Annotated in this window: 24 protein-coding genes; 21 read left to right on the top strand and 3 right to left on the bottom strand. The window is 39.9% G+C overall.

Annotated features, from left to right (window positions below; genetic code table 11):
• Nucleotides 1-220: 220 nt before the first annotated feature.
• The 10 genes from ACXYSK_RS08780 to ACXYSK_RS08735 all read left to right on the top strand — a co-directional run bounded on the left by ACXYSK_RS08780 (nucleotide 221) and on the right by ACXYSK_RS08735 (nucleotide 8,272).
• Nucleotides 221-511: a thiamine-binding protein gene (locus ACXYSK_RS08780; RefSeq protein WP_458625730.1), complete on the top strand. Its 291-nt coding sequence runs from the start codon at nucleotides 221-223 to the stop codon at nucleotides 509-511.
• The gene (locus tag ACXYSK_RS08775) at nucleotides 474-1,232 is read left to right on the top strand and encodes an ABC transporter permease (protein WP_458625729.1); all 759 of its coding nucleotides are present in this window, start codon (nucleotides 474-476) and stop codon (nucleotides 1,230-1,232) included. The genes ACXYSK_RS08780 and ACXYSK_RS08775 overlap by 38 nt, the downstream gene beginning before the upstream one ends.
• Before the next feature lie 34 nt (nucleotides 1,233-1,266).
• Nucleotides 1,267-2,274, top strand: a complete 1,008-nt coding sequence (locus ACXYSK_RS08770) for an ABC transporter substrate-binding protein (protein WP_458625728.1) — start codon at nucleotides 1,267-1,269, stop codon at nucleotides 2,272-2,274.
• Nucleotides 2,274-3,002 (top strand): ABC transporter ATP-binding protein, encoded by a 729-nt coding sequence (locus ACXYSK_RS08765; protein ID WP_458625727.1) that lies wholly within the window; start codon nucleotides 2,274-2,276, stop codon nucleotides 3,000-3,002. The genes ACXYSK_RS08770 and ACXYSK_RS08765 overlap by 1 nt, the downstream gene beginning before the upstream one ends.
• Nucleotides 3,003-3,105: 103 nt before the next feature.
• Entirely contained in the window at nucleotides 3,106-3,471 is a 366-nt protein-coding gene (locus ACXYSK_RS08760) for a hypothetical protein (RefSeq protein WP_458625726.1), read from the top strand.
• Nucleotides 3,472-3,628: 157 nt separating this feature from the next.
• Nucleotides 3,629-3,868: a hypothetical protein gene (locus tag ACXYSK_RS08755; protein WP_458625725.1), complete on the top strand. Its 240-nt coding sequence runs from the start codon at nucleotides 3,629-3,631 to the stop codon at nucleotides 3,866-3,868.
• A gap of 30 nt (nucleotides 3,869-3,898) precedes the next feature.
• A complete protein-coding gene (locus tag ACXYSK_RS08750) occupies nucleotides 3,899-4,189 on the top strand; it encodes a DUF7675 family protein (protein ID WP_458625724.1) in 291 nt (96 codons plus the stop codon).
• A gap of 336 nt (nucleotides 4,190-4,525) precedes the next feature.
• Nucleotides 4,526-4,984 (top strand): CtsR family transcriptional regulator, encoded by a 459-nt coding sequence (locus tag ACXYSK_RS08745; RefSeq protein WP_414259938.1) that lies wholly within the window; start codon nucleotides 4,526-4,528, stop codon nucleotides 4,982-4,984.
• Between the two features lie 6 nt (nucleotides 4,985-4,990).
• Entirely contained in the window at nucleotides 4,991-7,423 is a 2,433-nt protein-coding gene (locus tag ACXYSK_RS08740) for an ATP-dependent Clp protease ATP-binding subunit (RefSeq protein ID WP_458625723.1), read from the top strand.
• 75 nt (nucleotides 7,424-7,498) lie between these two features.
• Nucleotides 7,499-8,272: an NUDIX domain-containing protein gene (locus ACXYSK_RS08735; protein WP_458625722.1), complete on the top strand. Its 774-nt coding sequence runs from the start codon at nucleotides 7,499-7,501 to the stop codon at nucleotides 8,270-8,272.
• A 38-nt stretch (nucleotides 8,273-8,310) separates the two neighbouring features.
• On the opposite strand, the gene ACXYSK_RS08730 is transcribed toward ACXYSK_RS08735, so the two are convergent.
• Nucleotides 8,311-8,541, bottom strand: coding sequence for a hypothetical protein (locus ACXYSK_RS08730; RefSeq protein ID WP_458625721.1), 231 nt, complete (start codon nucleotides 8,539-8,541; stop codon nucleotides 8,311-8,313).
• Between the two features lie 280 nt (nucleotides 8,542-8,821).
• On the opposite strand from ACXYSK_RS08730, the gene ACXYSK_RS08725 reads away from it, so the two are divergent.
• Entirely contained in the window at nucleotides 8,822-9,508 is a 687-nt protein-coding gene (locus ACXYSK_RS08725) for a hypothetical protein (RefSeq protein WP_458625720.1), read from the top strand.
• A gap of 127 nt (nucleotides 9,509-9,635) precedes the next feature.
• On the top strand, nucleotides 9,636-10,322 hold the full coding sequence (locus tag ACXYSK_RS08720; RefSeq protein WP_458625738.1) for a DUF1275 family protein: 687 nt from the start codon (nucleotides 9,636-9,638) through the stop codon (nucleotides 10,320-10,322).
• Between the two features lie 51 nt (nucleotides 10,323-10,373).
• Here ACXYSK_RS08720 and dusB read toward each other — a convergent pair whose 3' ends face one another.
• Nucleotides 10,374-11,354, bottom strand: coding sequence for a tRNA dihydrouridine synthase DusB (gene dusB / locus ACXYSK_RS08715; RefSeq protein WP_373114035.1), 981 nt, complete (start codon nucleotides 11,352-11,354; stop codon nucleotides 10,374-10,376).
• Entirely contained in the window at nucleotides 11,341-12,213 is an 873-nt protein-coding gene (gene hslO / locus ACXYSK_RS08710) for an Hsp33 family molecular chaperone HslO (protein WP_458625719.1), read from the bottom strand. The genes dusB and hslO overlap by 14 nt, the downstream gene beginning before the upstream one ends.
• A 285-nt stretch (nucleotides 12,214-12,498) precedes the next feature.
• On the opposite strand from hslO, the gene ACXYSK_RS08705 reads away from it, so the two are divergent.
• From ACXYSK_RS08705 to ACXYSK_RS08665, 9 genes are all read left to right on the top strand, one after another.
• The gene (locus ACXYSK_RS08705) at nucleotides 12,499-12,630 is read left to right on the top strand and encodes a teichoic acid D-Ala incorporation-associated protein DltX (RefSeq protein ID WP_006150987.1); all 132 of its coding nucleotides are present in this window, start codon (nucleotides 12,499-12,501) and stop codon (nucleotides 12,628-12,630) included.
• Nucleotides 12,631-12,647: 17 nt separating this feature from the next.
• Nucleotides 12,648-14,198: a D-alanine--poly(phosphoribitol) ligase subunit DltA gene (dltA, locus tag ACXYSK_RS08700; protein WP_458625718.1), complete on the top strand. Its 1,551-nt coding sequence runs from the start codon at nucleotides 12,648-12,650 to the stop codon at nucleotides 14,196-14,198.
• Nucleotides 14,195-15,439, top strand: a complete 1,245-nt coding sequence (dltB, locus tag ACXYSK_RS08695; RefSeq protein WP_458625717.1) for a D-alanyl-lipoteichoic acid biosynthesis protein DltB — start codon at nucleotides 14,195-14,197, stop codon at nucleotides 15,437-15,439. The genes dltA and dltB overlap by 4 nt, the downstream gene beginning before the upstream one ends.
• A gap of 14 nt (nucleotides 15,440-15,453) precedes the next feature.
• Nucleotides 15,454-15,693: a D-alanine--poly(phosphoribitol) ligase subunit DltC gene (gene dltC, locus ACXYSK_RS08690; RefSeq protein WP_000351968.1), complete on the top strand. Its 240-nt coding sequence runs from the start codon at nucleotides 15,454-15,456 to the stop codon at nucleotides 15,691-15,693.
• A complete protein-coding gene (dltD, locus tag ACXYSK_RS08685; RefSeq protein WP_458625716.1) occupies nucleotides 15,686-16,954 on the top strand; it encodes a D-alanyl-lipoteichoic acid biosynthesis protein DltD in 1,269 nt (422 codons plus the stop codon). Before dltC ends, dltD begins: the two co-directional genes overlap by 8 nt.
• Nucleotides 16,955-17,202: 248 nt before the next feature.
• Entirely contained in the window at nucleotides 17,203-17,643 is a 441-nt protein-coding gene (adcR, locus tag ACXYSK_RS08680) for a zinc-dependent transcriptional regulator AdcR (RefSeq protein ID WP_458625715.1), read from the top strand.
• Nucleotides 17,643-18,347, top strand: coding sequence for a metal ABC transporter ATP-binding protein (locus ACXYSK_RS08675; protein WP_303941918.1), 705 nt, complete (start codon nucleotides 17,643-17,645; stop codon nucleotides 18,345-18,347). Before adcR ends, ACXYSK_RS08675 begins: the two co-directional genes overlap by 1 nt.
• Nucleotides 18,340-19,146, top strand: a complete 807-nt coding sequence (locus ACXYSK_RS08670) for a metal ABC transporter permease (RefSeq protein WP_006150990.1) — start codon at nucleotides 18,340-18,342, stop codon at nucleotides 19,144-19,146. Before ACXYSK_RS08675 ends, ACXYSK_RS08670 begins: the two co-directional genes overlap by 8 nt.
• Nucleotides 19,147-19,155: 9 nt before the next feature.
• Nucleotides 19,156-20,658, top strand: a complete 1,503-nt coding sequence (locus ACXYSK_RS08665) for a zinc ABC transporter substrate-binding protein AdcA (protein WP_458625714.1) — start codon at nucleotides 19,156-19,158, stop codon at nucleotides 20,656-20,658.
• Nucleotides 20,659-20,723 lie beyond the last annotated feature (65 nt).

Raw genomic sequence — 20,723 nt, 5'->3', positions numbered from 1 at the left:
TAAGCAGTTTCCTTGACATCTTATTTATTTTTCGTTATCATATGTCCATATAATATATGGGAGTCTGTGTACAGTCTGAGAGGAAGTGTTAAACTTCGACCGCACCTGATCTGGGTAATGCCAGCGTAGGGAACGATACTTGGCCTATTTTTGCACCTTTTTCATATATGAAAAAGGTTTTTCTTTTTGTTAAAAGAAAACCTGAGAAGAGGAGATTTTTATGAAAGCAAGCATTGCCTTGCAAGTTTTACCCTTATCACAAGGAATTGATCGAATAGCAGTGATTTATCAGGTAATAGCTTATCTACAAGCTCAATCAGTGACGATGGTCGTAACGCCTTTTGAAACAGTCTTAGAGGGAGAGTTTGATGAACTGATGCGCATTCTCAAAGAAGCGCTAGAGGTAGCAGGTCAAGGGGCAGACAATGTTTTTGCCAATGTGAAAATAAATGTAGGAGAGATTTTAAGCATCGATGAGAAACTTGAAAAGTATCATGAGACAGCATATTAGTCTGCTAGGATTTTTGGGTGTCTTATCTTTTTGGCAGGTAGCGGGTTTGTTAAAACTCCTACCAAAGTTTATCTTGCCGACACCTCTTGAAATTCTTCAGTCTTTTGTTCGTGATAGAGAATTTCTTTGGTACCATAGCTGGGCAACTTTGAGAGTAGCTTTGCTAGGTTTGGTCTTGGGTGTTTTAATAGCCTGTATCATGGCCGTCCTTATGGATAGTTTGGGTTGGCTCAATGACTTGATTTACCCTATGATGGTAGTTGTTCAGACCATTCCGACCATTGCTATAGCTCCTATCTTGGTCTTGTGGTTAGGTTATGGAATCTTGCCCAAGATTGTCTTGATTATCTTGACGACAACCTTCCCAATCATTGTCAGTATTTTAGATGGATTCAGGCATTGTGATAAGGATATGCTGACCTTGTTTAGTCTGATGCGTGCAAATCCCTGGCAAATCCTTTGGCATTTTAAAATCCCTGTCAGCCTGCCCTACTTTTATGCAGGATTGAGGGTCAGTGTCTCCTACGCCTTTATCACAACGGTGGTATCTGAGTGGTTGGGAGGCTTTGAAGGACTAGGTGTTTACATGATTCAGTCTAAAAAACTGTTTCAGTATGATACCATGTTTGCGATTATTATTCTGGTGTCGATTATCAGCCTTTTGGGTATGAAGTTGGTCGATATTAGTGAAAAATATGTGATTAAATGGAAACGTACTTAAAGAGCGTTTTAGAAAAAGAAAAGAGGAAATAAAAATGAAGAAAACATGGAAAGTGTTTTTAACGATTTTAACAGCACTTTTGGCTGTCGTGCTTGTGGCCTGTGGACAAGGAACTGCTTCTAAGGATAACAAAGAAGCAGAACTTAAGAAGATTGACTTTATCCTAGACTGGACACCAAATACCAACCATACAGGGCTTTATGTAGCTAAAGAAAAAGGTTATTTCAAGGAAGCTGGAGTGGACGTGGACTTGAAATTGCCACCAGAAGAAAGCTCATCTGATTTAGTTATCAACGGTAAGGCACCGTTTGCTATCTACTTCCAAGACTACATGGCTAAGAAATTAGAAAAGGGGGCAGGTATTACTGCCGTTGCAGCGATTGTAGAACACAACACATCAGTGATTATCTCTCGTAAGTCTGATAATATCAATAGTCCTAAAGACTTGGTCGGGAAGAAATACGGAACCTGGAATGACCCAACGGAACTTGCTATGTTGAAAACCTTGGTAGAATCTCAGGGTGGAGACTTTGAGAAGGTAGAAAAAGTACCAAACAACGACTCAAACTCAATCACACCGATTGCCAATGGCGTTTTTGATGCTGCCTGGATTTACTATGGTTGGGATGGAATCCTTGCTAAATCGCAAGGTGTGGATGCCAACTTTATGTATTTGAAAGACTATGTAAAAGAGTTTGACTACTACTCACCAGTTATCATCGCTAACAACGATTATCTGAAAGACAACAAAGAAGAAGCTCGCAAAGTTATCCAAGCCATCAAAAAAGGCTACCAATATGCCATGGAGCACCCAGAAGAAGCAGCTGATATCTTGATCAAGAATGCCCCTGAGTTAAAGGATAAACGTGACTTTGTCATTGAATCTCAAAAATACTTGTCAAAAGAATACGCAAGCGACAAGGACAAATGGGGACAATTTGATGCGGACCGCTGGAATGCCTTCTACAAATGGGATAAGGAAAATGGAATCCTCAAGGAAGACTTGACAGATAAAGGATTTACCAACGAATTTGTAAAATAATGACAGAAATTAGACTAGAACACGTAAGCTATGCCTACGACAATGAAAAGATTTTAGAGGATATCAACCTAGAAGTGACTTCAGGTGAAGTTGTCTCTATCCTAGGCCCCAGTGGTGTAGGGAAGACCACTCTCTTTAACCTGATTGCAGGCATTTTAGAAGTCCAGTCTGGACGAATCATTCTTGATGGAGAGGAAAATCCCAAGGGGCGCGTGAGCTATATGTTACAAAAGGATCTGCTTTTGGAACACAAGACGGTGCTAGGAAATATCATCTTGCCCCTCTTAATTCAAAAGGTGGATAAGGCGGAAGCCATTGCCCGTGCAGACGAAATCCTTGCTACCTTTCAGTTGACGGCTGTAAGGGATAAGTACCCTCATGAACTCAGTGGTGGGATGCGCCAGCGTGTTGCTTTGCTTCGTACCTATCTTTTTGGGCATAAGCTCTTTCTTCTAGACGAGGCCTTTAGCGCCTTGGATGAGATGACTAAGATGGAACTTCATGCCTGGTATCTTGAGATTCATAAACAGCTAGACCTGACGACTTTAATCATCACCCATAGTATAGAGGAAGCCCTTAACCTTAGCGACCGTATCTATATCTTGAAAAATCGACCGGGACAGATTGTTGCTGAAATCAAACTTGATTGGTCTGAAACTGAAGAAAAGGAAGTTCAAAAAATTGCCTATAAACGGCAAATTTTAGCAGAATTGGGTTTAAATAGTTAGAAATGAAGGGAGCTAGTGAAGATTATTCTTTGCCAGCTCTTTTTTGTCTATAAATGGGAATTCTGATAGATAAAAAGTGATATAATTGATGTATGGTGTTGTGATGAAAAAAGAAGAAATTAAAAAATATTTAGATACAGATCTTGAATTTAATGTTAATGGCCGAGGTGCTTACTTTAAATCAAGTATTTGTGTAGTAGGTAATTATATGAGAAATAGAATCATTGATGTTTACAGAATTGCAAATCGTTTGGTCTCTATTACAGTTGAAGATCCAGATTTTTCTGAATTAAGAGTTAATCAATTTGTAAAAATTGGAGACAAAGAGTATAGGATAAATAGTCTCCCTATGATAAATTCAACTCCACCAAAATCTTTTTTTGAAATGAATACATTTGCAATTGACTACACAGAGGATGAATTGATGAATAAAGTGGCAGTATTTACGCTATCGGATAGTCAATCATAGCGTTTTGCATAGAAACTATAGCAATCAATCCGTTCAATGTGTCAAAATGTATTATAAATCTAAAAAATGAAGACGGTAGCTTGAAAGAATCAGGGCAAGTTGTGTGGTACTAAATGACTTGAACTTCTTTGGAAAATATAGTATGTAGGAAAAAGCAATGTTGAAACTAATTAAAATTTTCAATTCTAGTATTTTAGGATATTGGTATATTCCGGAAAATCGTGACCCAGGTTTGATTGAGATTGATGAGCGCACTGGTGAAGTTACAGTTGCTATCGAGTCAAATTATGATAAAGAACTTGGGGCACCCTATTATGCAAACAAGGCTCGTGGAGCAGTGAAGCAGATGTGGGATAGAGGAGAATTACCAAGCGAGAAATCATTTACCTGGTGGTAATTTTAAGAGATAACAAAAAGTGATTAAATAATGTTAAATAATAAACTAAATGACTACAGCAAACAAGACCCATTCGATGAAATAGATGAACCCATTTTTTCGGAGTCTAATCTTGAAGGGTACAGTGATTTTTACAAAGATAGTGAAGAGTCAAAAGTTTGGTGGATTGATAAGATAGATGTTAGAGGAGAAATATTATTCAGCTTTGACCAGAAAAAAATTTATAACCTTTTTCGTGATTATCCTCACAATATGACTGAAGAAGAAGTTAGAATTTTTGATAGAGAAAATCCTTACTGGAGAGATTTTTTCTCTCGATGATAGATATGAACTATAGCTAGTGAACGAAAAACAACCTAAACTACAAAAAACTTCGGTATACCATTAATGATACCGAAGTTTTATTTTCTAGACTTTACGAAATATTTCTTAGATTTGATGATAAATAACATACTTTCAAAGGATTTGAAAGCGAGCTGTAACTTTTTTATTATAACATAAGTGTAGAATAGAAAATGGAATAAGGCATCGTTTGCTATCGGGAGCAATTTTAAAAGTCAGTATTTTCAAGGCTTGAGCTCTAAAAATTTGACTTATGGAGTCGTAAATGATAGTATAGTCAAAGATAGTCAAAGTTTGAGAAGGAGGTAGCAAGCTATGAAATTTAAAAATACATCGGATCATATTGAAGCCTATATCAAGGCGATTTTAGAACAATCTGGTATCGTCGAATTGCAACGTAGCCAGCTAGCGGATACCTTTCAAGTCGTACCTAGCCAGATTAACTATGTGATTAAAACTCGTTTTACAGAGAGTAGAGGGTATCTAGTTGAGAGTAAGCGAGGAGGTGGAGGCTATATTCGGATTGGCCGAATTGAATTCTCCAACCACCATGAAATGCTCCGCGATTTATTGTATTCAGTAGGTGAAGAAGTCAGCCAAGTCATCTTTGAAGATGTTTTAAAACTTTTACTTGAACAAGAACTCTTGACTCGTCAGGAGATGAATCTGTTAGTTGCAACGGCCTCAGATCGTGTTTTGGGCGAGGAAGCTGATTATATTCGTGCGAATATGCTTCGTCAGATATTGCATGAAGTAGATAGAAAAGGAAAATAAAATTACATGAAATATTCAAAAGCATTGAGAGAATGTATAGACAGTGCCTTTCTAGTGGCGAGTCGCTTTGGCGCAGACTACCTGGAGTCTTGGCACCTACTGATTGCTATGGCTAATCATAGCTACAGTGTTGCTGGAGCAACTTTGAACGAATTCCCGTATGAGATTGATCGTTTAGAGGAGGTCGCTGTTGAATTAACAGAGGCCAACTATAGCCACAAGGAAGATTATCAGGAACTCCCTTTTTCTTATCGTTTAAACGTCTTGATGTTGGAGGCGGAACATGTTGCCTCCGTTGTACATGCAAAAGCATTGGGGACTGAGCACCTTCTCTACGCAATCTTGCATGACGGTAATGCTTTAGCTACTCGCATTTTGGAAAAAGCTGGCTTTTCTTATGAAGACCAGAAAGACCAAGTCAAGATTGCTGGACTTCGTCGTAGCCTTGAAGCGCGTGCTGGTTGGACAAAGGAAGATTTGAAAGCTCTGCGTCAGCGCCATCGCTCAGTAGCAGACAAGCAAAATTCTATGGCCAATATGATGGGCATGCCTCAAACTCCAAGTGGTGGTTTGGAAGATTACACTCATGATCTTACAGAGCAAGCTCGTTCAGGCAAATTGGAGCCAGTTATCGGACGTGATCAAGAAATCTCTCGTATGATTCAAATCTTGAGCCGTAAAACCAAAAACAATCCAGTTTTAGTTGGAGATGCGGGCGTTGGTAAAACAGCTTTAGCACTTGGGCTTGCGCAGCGAATTGCTAATGGAGATGTACCAGCTGAAATGGCTAAGATGCGTGTTCTAGAGCTTGACTTGATGAATGTGGTTGCAGGAACTCGCTTCCGTGGGGATTTTGAAGAACGTATGAACAATATCATCAAAGATATCGAGGAAGATGGCAAGGTCATCCTCTTTATTGATGAGCTTCATACCATTATGGGTTCAGGAAGTGGGATTGATTCGACCTTGGATGCGGCAAATATCCTGAAACCTGCCTTGGCACGTGGAACTCTGAGAACTGTCGGAGCGACTACTCAGGAAGAGTATCAAAAACACATCGAAAAAGACGCAGCCCTTTCTCGTCGCTTTGCAAAAGTGATGATTGAAGAGCCGAGCGTGGCGGACAGTATGGCAATCTTACAAGGATTAAAAGCAACTTATGAGAAGCACCACCATGTCCAAATTACAGACGATGCTGTCGAAACAGCTGTTAAAATGGCGCATCGCTATTTGACAAGCCGTCACTTGCCAGACTCAGCGATTGACCTTTTGGATGAAGCAGCAGCGACAGTCCAAAACAAATCGAAGCATGTGAAAGCAGACGAGTCAGGTCTATCTCCAGCTGATAAGGCCTTGATGGATGGCAAATGGAAGCAAGCAGCGCAACTCATTTCAAAAGAGCAGGAAGCACCTGTTTACAAAGATGTCGTAAAAGAATCTGATATTTTGACAACCTTAAGTCGCTTGTCAGGTATTCCAGTTCAAAAATTGACACAAACGGATGCCAAGAAGTATCTCAACCTTGAAGCTGAATTGCATAAACGTGTTATTGGACAGGAACAAGCTGTATCTAGTATCAGTCGTGCCATCCGCCGAAATCAATCAGGTATTCGCAATAACAAACGTCCAATTGGATCCTTTATGTTCCTAGGACCAACAGGTGTTGGTAAGACTGAATTGGCCAAGGCCTTGGCAGAAGTTCTCTTTGATGACGAGTCAGCCCTTATCCGCTTTGACATGAGTGAATACATGGAGAAATTTGCAGCCAGCCGTCTCAACGGAGCTCCTCCAGGTTATGTAGGCTACGAAGAGGGCGGAGAGTTGACCGAGAAGGTTCGTAATAAACCGTACTCAGTACTTCTCTTTGACGAAGTAGAAAAGGCGCACCCAGATATCTTTAATGTTCTCTTGCAGGTCTTGGATGATGGTGTCTTGACGGACAGTAAAGGCCGTAAGGTTGATTTTTCAAATACCATCATTATCATGACGTCGAACCTTGGTGCGACAGCTCTTCGTGATGACAAGACAGTCGGTTTTGGAGCTAAGGATATTCGTTTTGATCAGGAAAATATGGAAAAACGAATGTTTGAAGAGTTGAAAAAAACTTATCGTCCAGAGTTCATCAACCGTATTGATGAAAAAGTGGTCTTCCATAGCTTGTCAAGTCAAGATATGCAGGAAGTGGTTAAGATTATGGTCAAACCACTGATTGCAAGCCTAGCAGAAAAAGGAATTGACTTGAAACTCCAAGCATCTGCCCTGAAGCTTTTAGCTCAGAAAGGGTATGATCCAGAGATGGGAGCTCGGCCACTGCGCAGAACTCTGCAAACAGAAGTAGAAGACAAACTAGCAGAACTCCTTCTTACAGGTGAACTGAAAGAAGGTAAGACACTTAAGATTGGCGTCAAAGCTGGTCAATTGAAATTTGACATTGTATAAAAACAAGAACTAGGATACTCCAGTTACAGTAGAGAGAAACCCTTCATTGCCATCAATGCAGAAAGGAAGTAGAAGATGATGAATCAAACTATTCCAACCGGGATGACAGAAAAAGAGTATTTTGAAGTTCATGCAAGCCAGGAGGAGTTTCTTGAGTGGTATCACCAGCAAGAACTCCCTCAGTATGAAAAACCAAGCGTGACTGTGGATATGGTAGCTTACTGCTTTGTAGAAGGAAAAATGAAACTCTTTCTGATTCGTCGGAAGGCACATCCTTTCCAAAATTGTTTAGCGCTAGTTGGCGGATTTATGGATAAGGGGGAAGATGCTGCCCATGCTTGTCAACGTGAGGTAAAAGAAGAAATCAATCTTGATCTTCCACTAGAAAAGATTGAACAACTAGTAACGGTATCTACACCTGGCCGTGATCCCAGAGGGTGGACAGTTACCATTGCCCACTTGGTTTACCTACCGAACCGAGCGCTTGACTTGGTCCAGGCAGGAGATGATGCAAAAGAAGTCCTTCTTGTAGATGTTGATTTTCACACAGGTAAGTGTTATTTGGATGGCAAAGAACTGAAAGAGAAGGACTTTGCATTTGACCACTTATCCATTATTCAAACATCCATCCAGAAAATTCAAAAAGCTATCGACTATGACCCTCATTTCCTTTATCTACTAGAGGATGAGTTCACAGCGAGTGATGGTTTAGCCCTCATTGAGACTCTATGCCCAGGGAAATCAGATACGAGTGAGAGTTTCTTAGAGAAATATGGAGACAGCTTAGAGGAAGTTGGTTTTAAACGGATTCCTCAGAAGGAAGTCATCACTATTTATCGATTAAAATAAAAAAGTGAGGTCGGGATTTTATCCCGACCTCTTTTTGTTTAAGGATGTTTATCTTTATTAGAATTACTCATGGTTCGAATGAAGAGATCTTTGTATTTATATTTTAAATAATGTTCGTGTAAGTACATTAGAGCCACATAAACAATCATGAAAATAGTGTTTAAGTAGAACAAATCAAATGTTGTCTGAGCGTAATGAGTAGCAACCCCATAAGAAGAGAAAGCACCAATAATCATCCAAGGAAGATATTTGTAATATTTGTTTGACATAGGGCTACACCTCCAATATCCTATTTCAATTTTATTATATCCCTTCAAGAAAAAAAATGCAAGCGATTACACTATTAAAATATAGCATTTCAGTAGAAAGAATCTTCTTTTTTGAATTCTTTACGAATAGTAGAGATAGGAGAGGTGAAAGCAAACAAAAAGTATCAATAAATTTGCTAAAAAACTTATATAAATAGTTGACAAAAACCAGTACAAATATTACAATAATATTACAGAAATATTACACAACGTTTCAAAAGGATTACAGGAGGGGAATATTATGAAAACAAAACAATCCATTCGTTTACTAGCAGTTGCCGTATTGGCTTCAACCTTGTTATTAGGAGCTTGTGGTAATAAGAAAGAGAACACTGCGAGTGATAGTTCTAGTAAGACAACACAAGCATCTTCTAGTTCTAAGGCAAGTTCTTCAAGTAAAGATAACAAGACTCAGAAGTCATCAACTACATCAGAAAACACTAAGTCGTCATCCTCTGATCAGTCAAGGTCTACTGCTAATCAATCGCAAGCAACAACAGCGCCAGAAACAAAGCAGAATCAAAAATCTTCTGCTAAGCAGACGACTTCTCAAACCCCATCAAATCAAGAAGGAACACAAGCAAAATCGAATCAGTCAACTTATGATCCAACAACTGATCGCAAACTTCAAGACAAGCAAGCAGAACATAACAAACGTTATAAAGGAGTCTTGACTATGGTGGACAAAGATTTTTCGGCTGCAGCTGGAAATTGGAAGGGCGCTAATGGTGAAACTATCACTGTTTCATCAGGTGGCAAGTTTACAGTAGAATCTGCTGATGGTAAGAAAGAAAACTATTCTATCCAAAGCTATTCTTATACTCTTGATGATGGGAAATACAATGCTGAAGTAGGTGGTGGAAAAGTCATCCAAATTACAACAGGTGCAGATGGTACGGTATCTAGTGTTGTTTTGATTCAACCATAGAAAGCCGCCTCGCCTCAAATCTTGTCTAGACTTAGATTTATAAAAGAGTAGTTCAACTGTTTTTCACTTAATTTCTCTAATAGAAGTGGTATAATAAATGAATCAAAAGGGAATGAGTGATAAATCAATGGCGGATAAATTAATTTTACCTCAAAATACACGACTCATGGGAGTGTTTCTTGGCTTTATCGGTGGTTCTTTGGATGTGTTCTGTCACATCCAGTACCATAGTTTGGTGGCTACACAGACAGGGAACATTCTTCTTCTGATATCGGATTGGCATGACTCACATGTCATCAATACCATGTTGCGATTCTGTTCTATTATTTTCTTTTCCATAGGGTTTCTGTTTGCCTTACACGTGAAAGAATATCGTAAAACAGCCTATTGGCGAGTTAAGATGCTACTTCCCTTATTTATCGGAACCCTTATTCTACCTTTCTTTTCACGATTTCCTTTACTTGAAGTTCCTTTTATTGCTTTTGGAACAGGAATGATGATGCTAACATTTACGGGTAGTTTGATTGAAGATCATCCCTATGTCATTTTTATGACCTCTGGAAATTACCGAAAGATGTTGACCGCTTTGTATCGCTTAACTAGGGGAGAAGGAAATATCCAAGAATATCGCCGTCAAGCCTTGAACTATGGAATCGTTGTCGGTAGTTTCGTTTTGGGGGCAATTAGTTTAGCTGTATCGATGCATTTTCTCCATGAATGGTCGATTTGGATTGTCAGCTTCAATTTGTTTTTGATTATGTCCTACTATATAGCTAGAGTGAAGCAACTAGATTTGCAAGATGAGAATATATAAAAAGGCAAGGCTCATTTTGAGCTTTGCCTTTTTTGTGATGTAGACAAAAGATTATGCTTTCTCTAACTGTAAGAGAGTTTCAATCTCTGCCAGTGTGCTTGCTTGTGAAATAGCGCCACGAAGTTTAGCAGCTCCGGATGTACCACGGAGATAGTGAGGAGCTAGACCACGGAATTCACGGACAGCAACCTTTTCTCCCTTGAGATCAATCAAGCGTTTCAAGTGTTCATAAGCGATTTTCATTTTATCTTCGAAGGTCAAATCAGGAAGGATTTCTCCCGTTTCGAAGTAATGATTGATTTGATTGAAGAGATAAGGATTACCCATAGCAGCTCGACCAATCATGACAGCATCAGCACCGACTTCTTCAATGCGTTGTTTGGCATCTTGGACAGTGCGGATGTCACCATTAGCGATAAATGGAATCTTAGTCAGAGCTTGTGCAACCTTGTGAAGAGTTTCGAGGTCCGCATGGCCAGTATACATTTGCTCGCGTGTACGACCGTGCATAGCAAGGGCAGAAACACCTGCAGCTTCAGCGGCAAGGGCATTTTCTACTGCTAGGGATGGGTCAGACCAGCCTGTACGCATTTTGACAGTGAGAGGGATATCAAGGACTGATTGAACCTTGTTAATGATAGAATAGATCTTGTCTGGGTCCTTAAGCCACATAGCACCAGCCTCGTTTTTCACGATTTTATTCACTGGGCAGCCCATGTTGATATCGACGATATCGGTCTTGGTATTTTCTTGGATAAATTCTGCTGCGCGTGCGAGGCTATCTTCGTCACTACCAAAGAGCTGGATAGAAACTGGGTTCTCTCCTTCATCAATATGAAGCATATGAAGAGTTTTTTCGTTGTTGTATTGGATACCCTTGTCAGAGACCATTTCCATGACCACAAGGCCAGCTCCGAGCTCTTTTGCAATGGTACGAAAGGCAGAGTTAGTTACCCCCGCCATGGGTGCTAAAACGGTACGATTGGGAATCTCAACATTGCCAATCATAAAAGGTGTATTAAGATTTGTCACGGATGAGTTCCTCCAGGTCGTTCTCGTCAAAGTTATAAGTTGTTTGGCAGAATTGGCAGATAATTTCAGCTCCGTGATCTTCATCCTTCATTTCTTGTAGGTCAGAGCTTGGCAGGCTAGCTAGAGCGTTCATAAAGCGTTCTTTACTGCAGTCGCATTGGAAACGAATTTCTTCTTCGGACAGAAGTTTGTAGGATTCATCTCCGTAGATAGCTTTTAGAAGAGCTTCGATGTGATCCTCACTTTCAAGAAGTGTAGAAATAGCTGGCATTTCTTGGATGCGTTTTTCGAAGCGAGCAATTTCTTCTTCCTTGGCATTTGGCAATACTTGTAGCAAGAAGCCGCCTGCAACCTTAACCTTATCGTCTTCGTCTAAAAGGACATTAAGCCCTACAGCTGAAGGGGTTTGTTGGCTTTCTGCCAAGTAGAAAGCTAGGTCTTCACCGATTTCTCCAGAAATAAGAGGGGTCATGGAATTGTATGGATTTCCAGTACCGTAGTCTGTGATCACTAGGAATTGGCCATTGCCGACAAAAGGTCCGACTAGAACTTCACCAGTAGCAGTTTTTTTGATGTCAACGCCAGGATTTTGTACATAGCCTTTGACATTCCCCTTAGTATCTGCAACGGTGATGATGGCTCCGAGTGAGCTAGTTCCGAGGACTTTGACAGTAATTTTGGTATTTCCCTTTTCGTTGGCGGCGAGAATTTGACTGGCAATGAGGGTACGGCCAAGTGCGACCGTGGAGCTAGCTTGTGTATGATGTTTTTCTTGAGCAGTGCGGACGGTTTCAGTGCTGTCTAGTACATAAGCACGAAAAGATCCACTTTCTGATATTGTTTTAATAATTTTATCCATAGCTACTATTTTAGCATAAAAATGCCCAAAGGGGGAGCCGTGTGTTTGCTAGTCTTTCAAATTGTTTGATTTATAATTTGCTGGTATTAGGATGTTATAAGATTTAGATTTTCAAAGGATGTTTTTATCAAGATTTTGCCTTGTCTTAAAATAAGCTAAAATCAACTTCTAAAAAATGGTAAACAGTTGAAAACAAAGGGAATAAAGTGGTAAAATGGGAACGAGATAAAATAGTAATTGTATTTTTGCAAAAATTGATGAAAATTTACAGAAAAGAAATCAATCATGAATAAAAAGAAATCATACTATGTTTTTTTAGGGCAAACTGTCCTGTATTTTATTGTTTTGCTGGGTTTACTTTATTTCTTTAGTTATTTAGGGCAAAGTCAGGGAAGCTTTATTTACAATGAATTTTAGTTTAAGGAGAGAGCGTCGTGTCTAATAAGCCGATTAGAGATATGATTGAAAGAATTGAGCATTTCGCTCAAACTCAGCCCAATTTTCCGGTATATAATGTTCTTGGTGAGGAACATACCTATGGTGATTTGAAAGCCGATTCTGATAGCTTGGCTGCAGTCATTGATCAGCTAGGATTACCTGAAAAATCTCCTGTTGTGGTCTTTGGTGGACAAGAATATGAAATGTTAGCAACTTTTGTGGCCTTGACAAAATCTGGTCATGCCTATATCCCAATTGATAGCCATTCTGCCTTGGAGCGCGTGTCTGCTATTCTTGAAGTAGCAGAGCCTAGCTTGATTATTGCCATCAATGAATTTCCATTGGAAAACCCGGCTGCTCCAATCATGTCCTTGGAGCAAGTGCGTGAAGCTTATGCGACTCAGCATGCCTATGACTTGCAACATCCGGTCAAAGGGGATGATAACTACTACATCATCTTTACCTCAGGGACAACTGGGAAACCAAAAGGGGTGCAAATTTCGCACGACAACTTGCTCAGCTTTACCAACTGGATGATTACGGACAAGGAATTTGCAACGCCAGAGCGTCCGCAAATGTTGGCGCAACCACCTTATTCCTTTGACTTGTCTGTCATGTACTGGGCACCGACCTTGGCTCTTGGTGGAACCCTTTTTGCTCTTCCATCAGCCATCACTCAAGACTTCAAACAACTCTTTGCGACGATCTTTTCTCTTCCGATTGCTATCTGGACTTCAACACCATCTTTTGCTGATATGGCCATGTTGTCTAATGATTTCAATGCTGAAAAGATGCCAGGCATCACCCATTTCTACTTTGATGGGGAAGAGTTGACCGTTAAAACCGCTCAGAAATTGCGCGAGCGTTTCCCAAATGCACGCATCATCAATGCTTATGGACCAACGGAAGCAACTGTTGCTTTGTCGGCAGTCGCTATTACAGATGAGATGTTAGCGACTCTTAAACGCTTGCCAATTGGCTATACCAAAGAAGATTCTCCAACCTTCATCATTGATGAGGAAGGCAATAAATTGCCAAACGGAGAGCAAGGGGAAATCATCGTGTCTGGACCAGCTGTTTCAAAGGGTTATATGAATAATCCAGAGAAAACAGCAGAAGCCTTCTTCGAATTTGAAGGTCTTCCAGCCTACCATACAGGAGATGTCGGAACCATGACGGATGAAGGCCTCCTACTCTATGGTGGACGGATGGACTTCCAAATCAAGTTTAATGGTTATCGTATCGAGCTAGAGGATGTCTCTCAAAACTTGAACAAATCGAAGTATATCGAATCGGCTGTCGCAGTACCGCGTTATAATAAAGATCACAAGGTCCAAAATCTCTTGGCCTATGTCATCTTAAAAGAGGGCGTCAAAGAACAATTTGAGCGCGAAATTGATATCACGAAAGCCATCAAAGAAGACTTGGAAGATATCATGATGTCTTACATGATGCCGTCTAAGTTCCTTTATAGACAAGATTTGCCACTAACTCCAAATGGGAAGATTGACATCAAAGGCTTGATTAGCGAGGTAAACAATAGATGATGGATTTCCTAAAACAGCTACCTCATATTGAGCCTTATGGGAATCCACAGTACTTTTTGTACGTAATTACGGCTACCTTGCCAATCTTTATCGGACTTTTTTTCAAAAAACGTTTTGCCTGGTATGAAATATTGGTTAGTTTGTTCTTTATCGTCACTATGTTGACGGGGGGCAAGACTAATCAGATAGCTGCCTTAGGTATTTATCTGATATGGCAAATATTACTGGTACTTTTGTACAAGCAGTATCGAAAAGTCCGAGATGGCAAATGGATTTTCTACTTGGTGAGTCTATTATCGTTACTTCCCATCATTTTTGTGAAAGTGCAACCGGCTATTAACGGCACACAGTCTTTATTAGGATTTATTGGTATTTCCTATTTGACTTTTCGTTCGGTGGGAATCATTATTGAACTCAGAGATGGAGTCATTAAGGAATTAAAGTTGTGGGAGTATTTACGTTTTCTCCTCTTCATGCCGACATTTTCAAGTGGTCCCATTGATCGATTCAAGCGTTTTAATGAAAATTATCAGACGATTCCAGAACGTGATGAGTTGATGGACATGCTAGCTGAGTCAGTTCGATATATCATGTTGGGGTTTCTGTATAAATTTATCTTGGCTCATATTTTAGGCGAAATTATGTTAACGCCCCTAAAAAATCTAGCTCTACAGGCAGGTGGATTCTTTAACTATTATGTAGTGGCAGTCATGTATACATTTGGTTTGGATCTTTTCTTTGATTTTGCGGGCTATTCTCTGTTTGCTTTAGCAATTTCAAATCTGATGGGAATTCGTAGTCCGATCAATTTCAACAAACCTTTCTTGTCGAGAGATTTGAAAGAGTTTTGGAATCGTTGGCACATGAGTTTATCTTTCTGGTTCCGTGACTTTGTCTTTATGCGCATGGTTCTGTTGATGACGAGAAAGAAATTGTTTAAGAATCGAAATATGACTTCAAGTGTCGCTTATATCTTGAACATGCTCCTTATGGGATTCTGGCATGGGATAACATGGTTTTATATCGCTTACGGACTCTTTCATGGGGTAGGCTTAGTGATGAATGATGCCTGGATTCGGAAGAAAAAAACGCTCAATAAGGAACGTAAGAAAGCAGGGCAACCTCCCTTGCTTGAGAATCGTTGGGCTCAGTTACTTGGCATGGTGCTAACCTTCCATGTCGTAATGGTTTCATTCTTAATCTTTTCTGGATTTTTGAATGATTTATGGTTTAAAAAATAGAAGGAATTAAAAAAATGGATATCAAATCAGAAGTTATTGAAATTATCGATGAATTGTTCATGGAAGATGTTTCTGACATGATGGATGAAGATCTTTTTGATGCAGGTGTCTTGGATAGTATGGGAACAGTTGAATTGATCGTGGAAATCGAAAATCGCTTTGATATTCGTGTCCCGGTTACAGAATTTGGTCGTGACGACTGGAATACAGCCAATAAAATCGTAGCAGGGATTACGGAGTTAAAGAATGCTTAAACGTCTGTGGTTAATTTTTGGGCCACTCCTTGTTGCTGCTTTATTGCTTCTTCTACTTATCCTTTTTTATCCTGGTAGCAAAAGTCACAATCTTATGGAGGAAAAATACTCTGCAGCCTCAATAAGTGCAGAAAGCTTTAAGGAGAGAAGTCAAAAAGTGCGAGCTCTTACAGACCCTGATATGCGGTTTATCCCTTTCTTTGGGTCCAGTGAGTGGAATCGCTTTGATAATATGCACCCGGCGGTACTAGCTGAAAAGTATAATCGTTCTTATCGCCCTTACTTTCTGGGGCAGGCAGGAGCAGCGTCTCTTAGCCAGTATTTTGGGATGCAACAAATCACATCTGAACTTGAGAATAAACAAGCGGTATTTGTAATCTCTCCACAATGGTTTACAAAAGAGGATCATGACCCGACTATTTTCCAAACTTACTTTAATAATGATCAACTAACTGCTTTTTTGGAAAATCAATCTGGAGATGCTGCCTCTCAGTTTGCTGCCAACAGACTTTTGAAACAAAATCCAGGAATCTCTCTGAAAGGGATTGTTGAAAAGTTGGCTAAGAATGAACAGTTGTCAGACTTCGATCATTCAATAATTACAGCTTCTGCAGAATTCAACGAAAAACAATCTGCTCTTTTTGGGCAATTCTCCATTCGAGGGCGATTAAGTTACAAAGATCACGTTGAAAAATATTTGGGCAATCTCCCAGATCAATTTTCTTATGAAGAATTGGAAGCTATCGCTCGAAAAGAGGGGGAAGAAAATACGACCAATAATGATTTGGGAGTAGATAATCATTTTTACAATAATCAGCTAAAGAAGGATTTCAAAAAGTGGGAAGGCTCTCAAAAGAATTTTAACTTTCTAAAATCGCCTGAGTACAATGATCTACAGTTAGTACTCGATCAATTTGCCAAGTCTAAGGTCAATGTGATTTTTGTTTTTCAACCTGTCAATAAAAAATGGATGGATTATACAGGCTTGAGTGAAGAAATGTATCAACACACTGTCGAAAAAATTCGATACCAATTGGAAAGTCAAGGGTTCACCAACATCGCTGACTTTTCAAAAGATGGTGATGAACCATACTTTGTCAAGGATACGATTCATATCGGTTGGTTAGGTTGGTTGGCGTTTGATAAGGTTGTAAATCCTTTTTTGAGCAATCCAACAACAGCACCTAATTACCAAATGAATAATCGATTTTTCAGCCAAGATTGGGCTGATTACGATGGGAATATCAAAGATTTTCAATAAATAGCAAAAGAGTCTGAACCTTGGTTTGGGCTTTTTGTAATCAATGAATTTTGGGTAAAGGTTAGTGTAGTAGTGAAGTTTCCTTTTGAATGAAGGAAGTAAAAAGTCTGTAGAGGAAATGAAAACATATCAGATCTTTTCATCTTTTTTCTTGACTTTTAACTGGGATGTGATATACTTAACTGGTAAAGAAACGAAGTAAAAATCTTGTATTTTAAAGTAATTCTGTTCTGAGAAAGGAGCAAATCATGAGACAATTGGCGAAGGATATTGATCAATTTTTAAATGAGATTATTTTAAAAGCTGAAAATCAGCACGAAATTTTGATTGGTCATTGCACGAGTGAAGTTGCTTTGACAAATACCCAGGAGCATATTCTCATGCTCTTGTCAGAGGAATCGTTAACCAATTCTGAGTTGGCACGTCGTCTGAATGTCAGTCAAGCAGCTGTTACCAAGGCTATCAAATCTTTGATTAAAGAGGGTATGCTTGAAACTTCTAAGGATCCCAAGGATGCTCGAGTTATTTTTTATAAATTGACAGACTTGGCTCGACCAATTGCTGAAGAGCACCATCACCATCATGAACATACCCTCTCGACCTATGAGCAGGTTGCGACTCAGTTCGCGCCAGATGAACAAGAAATTATCCAGCGGTTTTTAACTGCTTTAGTAGGAGAAATCAAGTAATGAGATACATCACAGTAGAGGATTTGTCCTTCTATTATGACAAGGAACCTGTGCTTGAACATATCAATTACAGTGTTGATAGTGGGGAGTTTGTCACCCTAACTGGAGAAAATGGAGCAGCGAAGACAACGCTAATCAAGGCTAGTCTTGGAATTTTACAACCGAGAATTGGGAAAGTAACCATCTCAAAAACAAATATTCACGGAAAAAAACTAAGAATTGCCTATCTTCCTCAACAGATTGCAAGTTTTAATGCAGGCTTTCCAAGTACTGTTTATGAATTTGTCAAATCAGGTCGCTATCCAAGAAAGGGTTGGTTCCGTCGTTTGAATGCCCATGATGAGGAACATATCAAGGCGAGTTTAAACTCTGTCGGCATGTGGGAGCATCGGGATAAACGTATTGGTTCTCTCTCCGGTGGGCAAAAGCAAAGAGCTGTCATTGCACGTATGTTTGCTTCAGATCCAGATATCTTTATCTTGGATGAGCCAACGACAGGGATGGATACGGGAACCAAGAATGAATTTTATGAACTCATGCACCATAGTGCCCACCACCATGGCAAGGCTGTTCTGATGATTACTCACGATCCTGAAGAAGTCAAGGACTACGCAGATCGTAATATTCACCTGGTTCGAGACCAAGATTCCCCATGGCGTTGCTTCAATGTCCATGAAAGTGATCAGGAGGTGGACCATGCTTAATCTACTGTCTTATGATTTTATGCAGCGGGCCTTTTTGGCTGTTATTGCCATGAGTCTCTTTTCACCAGTTCTTGGGACCTTCCTAATCTTGCGCCGTCAAAGTCTCATGAGTGACACTCTAAGTCACGTCTCGCTTTCAGGTGTTGCCTTTGGTTTGGTTTTAGGGATTTCTCCGACCATCTCAACCATTGCTATCGTCTTGATAGCGGCGGTTTTCCTTGAATATCTGCGTACGGTTTATAAAAGCTTTATGGAGATTGGGACAGCCATCCTCATGTCAACAGGTCTTGCGGTTTCACTCATTGTTATGAGTAAGGGTAAGAGCTCTAGCTCGATGAGTTTGGACCAATATCTGTTTGGTTCTATTGTGACCATCAGTCAAGAACAGGTAATTGGACTCTTTGTCATTGCAGCAGTTGTTTTAATTTTGACCTTCCTCTTTTTGAGACCCATGTACATCTTAACTTTTGACGAGGATACAGCTTTTGTAGATGGCCTTCCAGTGCGTACTATGTCCATTCTCTTTAACATGGTAACGGGTGTGTCCATTGCACTCATGATTCCAGCCGCAGGAGCACTTTTGGTATCAACTATCATGGTCTTGCCAGCTAGTATCGCTTTACGTCTAGGGAAGAACTTTAGTTCGGTGATGATTCTTGCCAGCGTTATTGGTTTTCTAGGTATGGTAGCAGGGCTTTATATATCCTATTATGCAGAGACACCGCCGAGTGCAAGTATTACCCTTATCTTTGTAGTTGTCTTTTTGTTAGTCAGCTTACTCAAACGTTTTATCAAATAGGAGAAGAAAATGAAAAAACTAGGCCTACTTTTGGCAAGTCTTGTAACACTATTCTTAGTCGCTTGTTCCAATCAAAAACAGGCAGACGGAAAATTAAATATCGTCACAACTTTCTATCCTGTCTACGAATTTACCAAGCAAGTAGCAGGGGACACAGCCAATGTCGAACTCTTAATCGGGGCTGGAACAGAGCCACATGATTATGAACCATCACCAAAGGCAGTCGCTAAAATCCAAGATGCTGATGCCTTTGTTTATGAAAATGAGAACATGGAAACATGGGTTCCAAAGCTTTTAGATTCACTAGATGAGAAAAAAGTAAAAACAATCAAGGCTACTGGAGATATGTTGCTTCTTCCAGGTAGTGAAGAAGAGGAAGACCATGATCATGGCGAAGAAGGTCATCATCACGAGTATGATCCTCACGTGTGGTTGTCTCCTGCGCGTGCCATTAAGCTTGTTGAGCATATCCGTGACAGTTTATCAGCTGACTATCCAGATAAGAAGGCGACTTTTGAACAGAATGCAGCAGCCTATATCGAAAAACTACAAGCCTTGGATAAATCCTATACTGAAGGTCTTTCTAGTGCTAAACAAAAGAGTTTTGTGACTCAGCACGCTGCCTTTCGTTATCTAGCCTTGGACTACGGACTTAATCAAGTCTCTATCTCAGGTCTGTCACCAGATGCGGAACCGTCAGCAAGTCGCTTGGCAGAATTGACCGAGTACATCAAGAAAAATAAGATTTCTTATATCTACTTTGAAGAAAATGCCTCTCAAGCTTTAGCCAATACTCTTTCAAAAGAAACAGGAGTTAAGTTAGATGTTCTAAATCCTCTTGAAAGTTTAACCGAAGAGGATATGAAGTCGGGAGAGAATTATATCTCTGTCATGGAGAAAAATCTAAAAGCCCTCAAGCAAACAACTGACCAGGCAGGGGCAGAAATTGAACCAGAGAAAGCAGAGGAAACTAAAACCGTTCAAAATGGTTACTTTGAGGATGCAGATGTCAAGGATCGTACCTTGAGTGATTATGCTGGCAACTGGCAGTCTGTTTATCCTTTCCTTGAAAATGGTACTCTAGACCAAGTCTTTGACTACAAGGCTAAATTGACTGGCAAAATGACCAAGGATGAATACAAAGCCTACTATCAAAAAGGCTATCAAACTGATGTATCTAAGATTAATATCACGGATAACACTATGGAATTCATCCAAGGTGACCAAAGTAAGAAATATACATACAAGTATGTCGGCAAGAAAATCTTGACCTATAAGAAAGGGAATCGAGGAGTTCGTTATCTCTTTGAAGCGACAGATGCGGACGCTGGACAATTTAAGTATGTTCAATTCAGCGACCACAATATCGCACCAGTTAAGACTGGGCACTTCCATATTTTCTTTGGAGGAACTAGCCAGGAAGCCCTCTTTGACGAGATGGACAACTGGCCAACCTACTATCCAGAGAATTTATCTGGTCAAGAAATCGCCCAAGAAATGTTGGCTCATTAAATCGAAACAATCCTTCCTACATGGGAGGATTTTTCTTGTCTTTTTCATCTTTAAGCATCTGGATT

This window comes from Streptococcus sp. V919 (assembly GCF_054353475.1).
The sequence above is the reverse complement of the archived record's forward strand: the minus strand, read 5'-3'. Positions and strand labels throughout refer to the sequence as shown.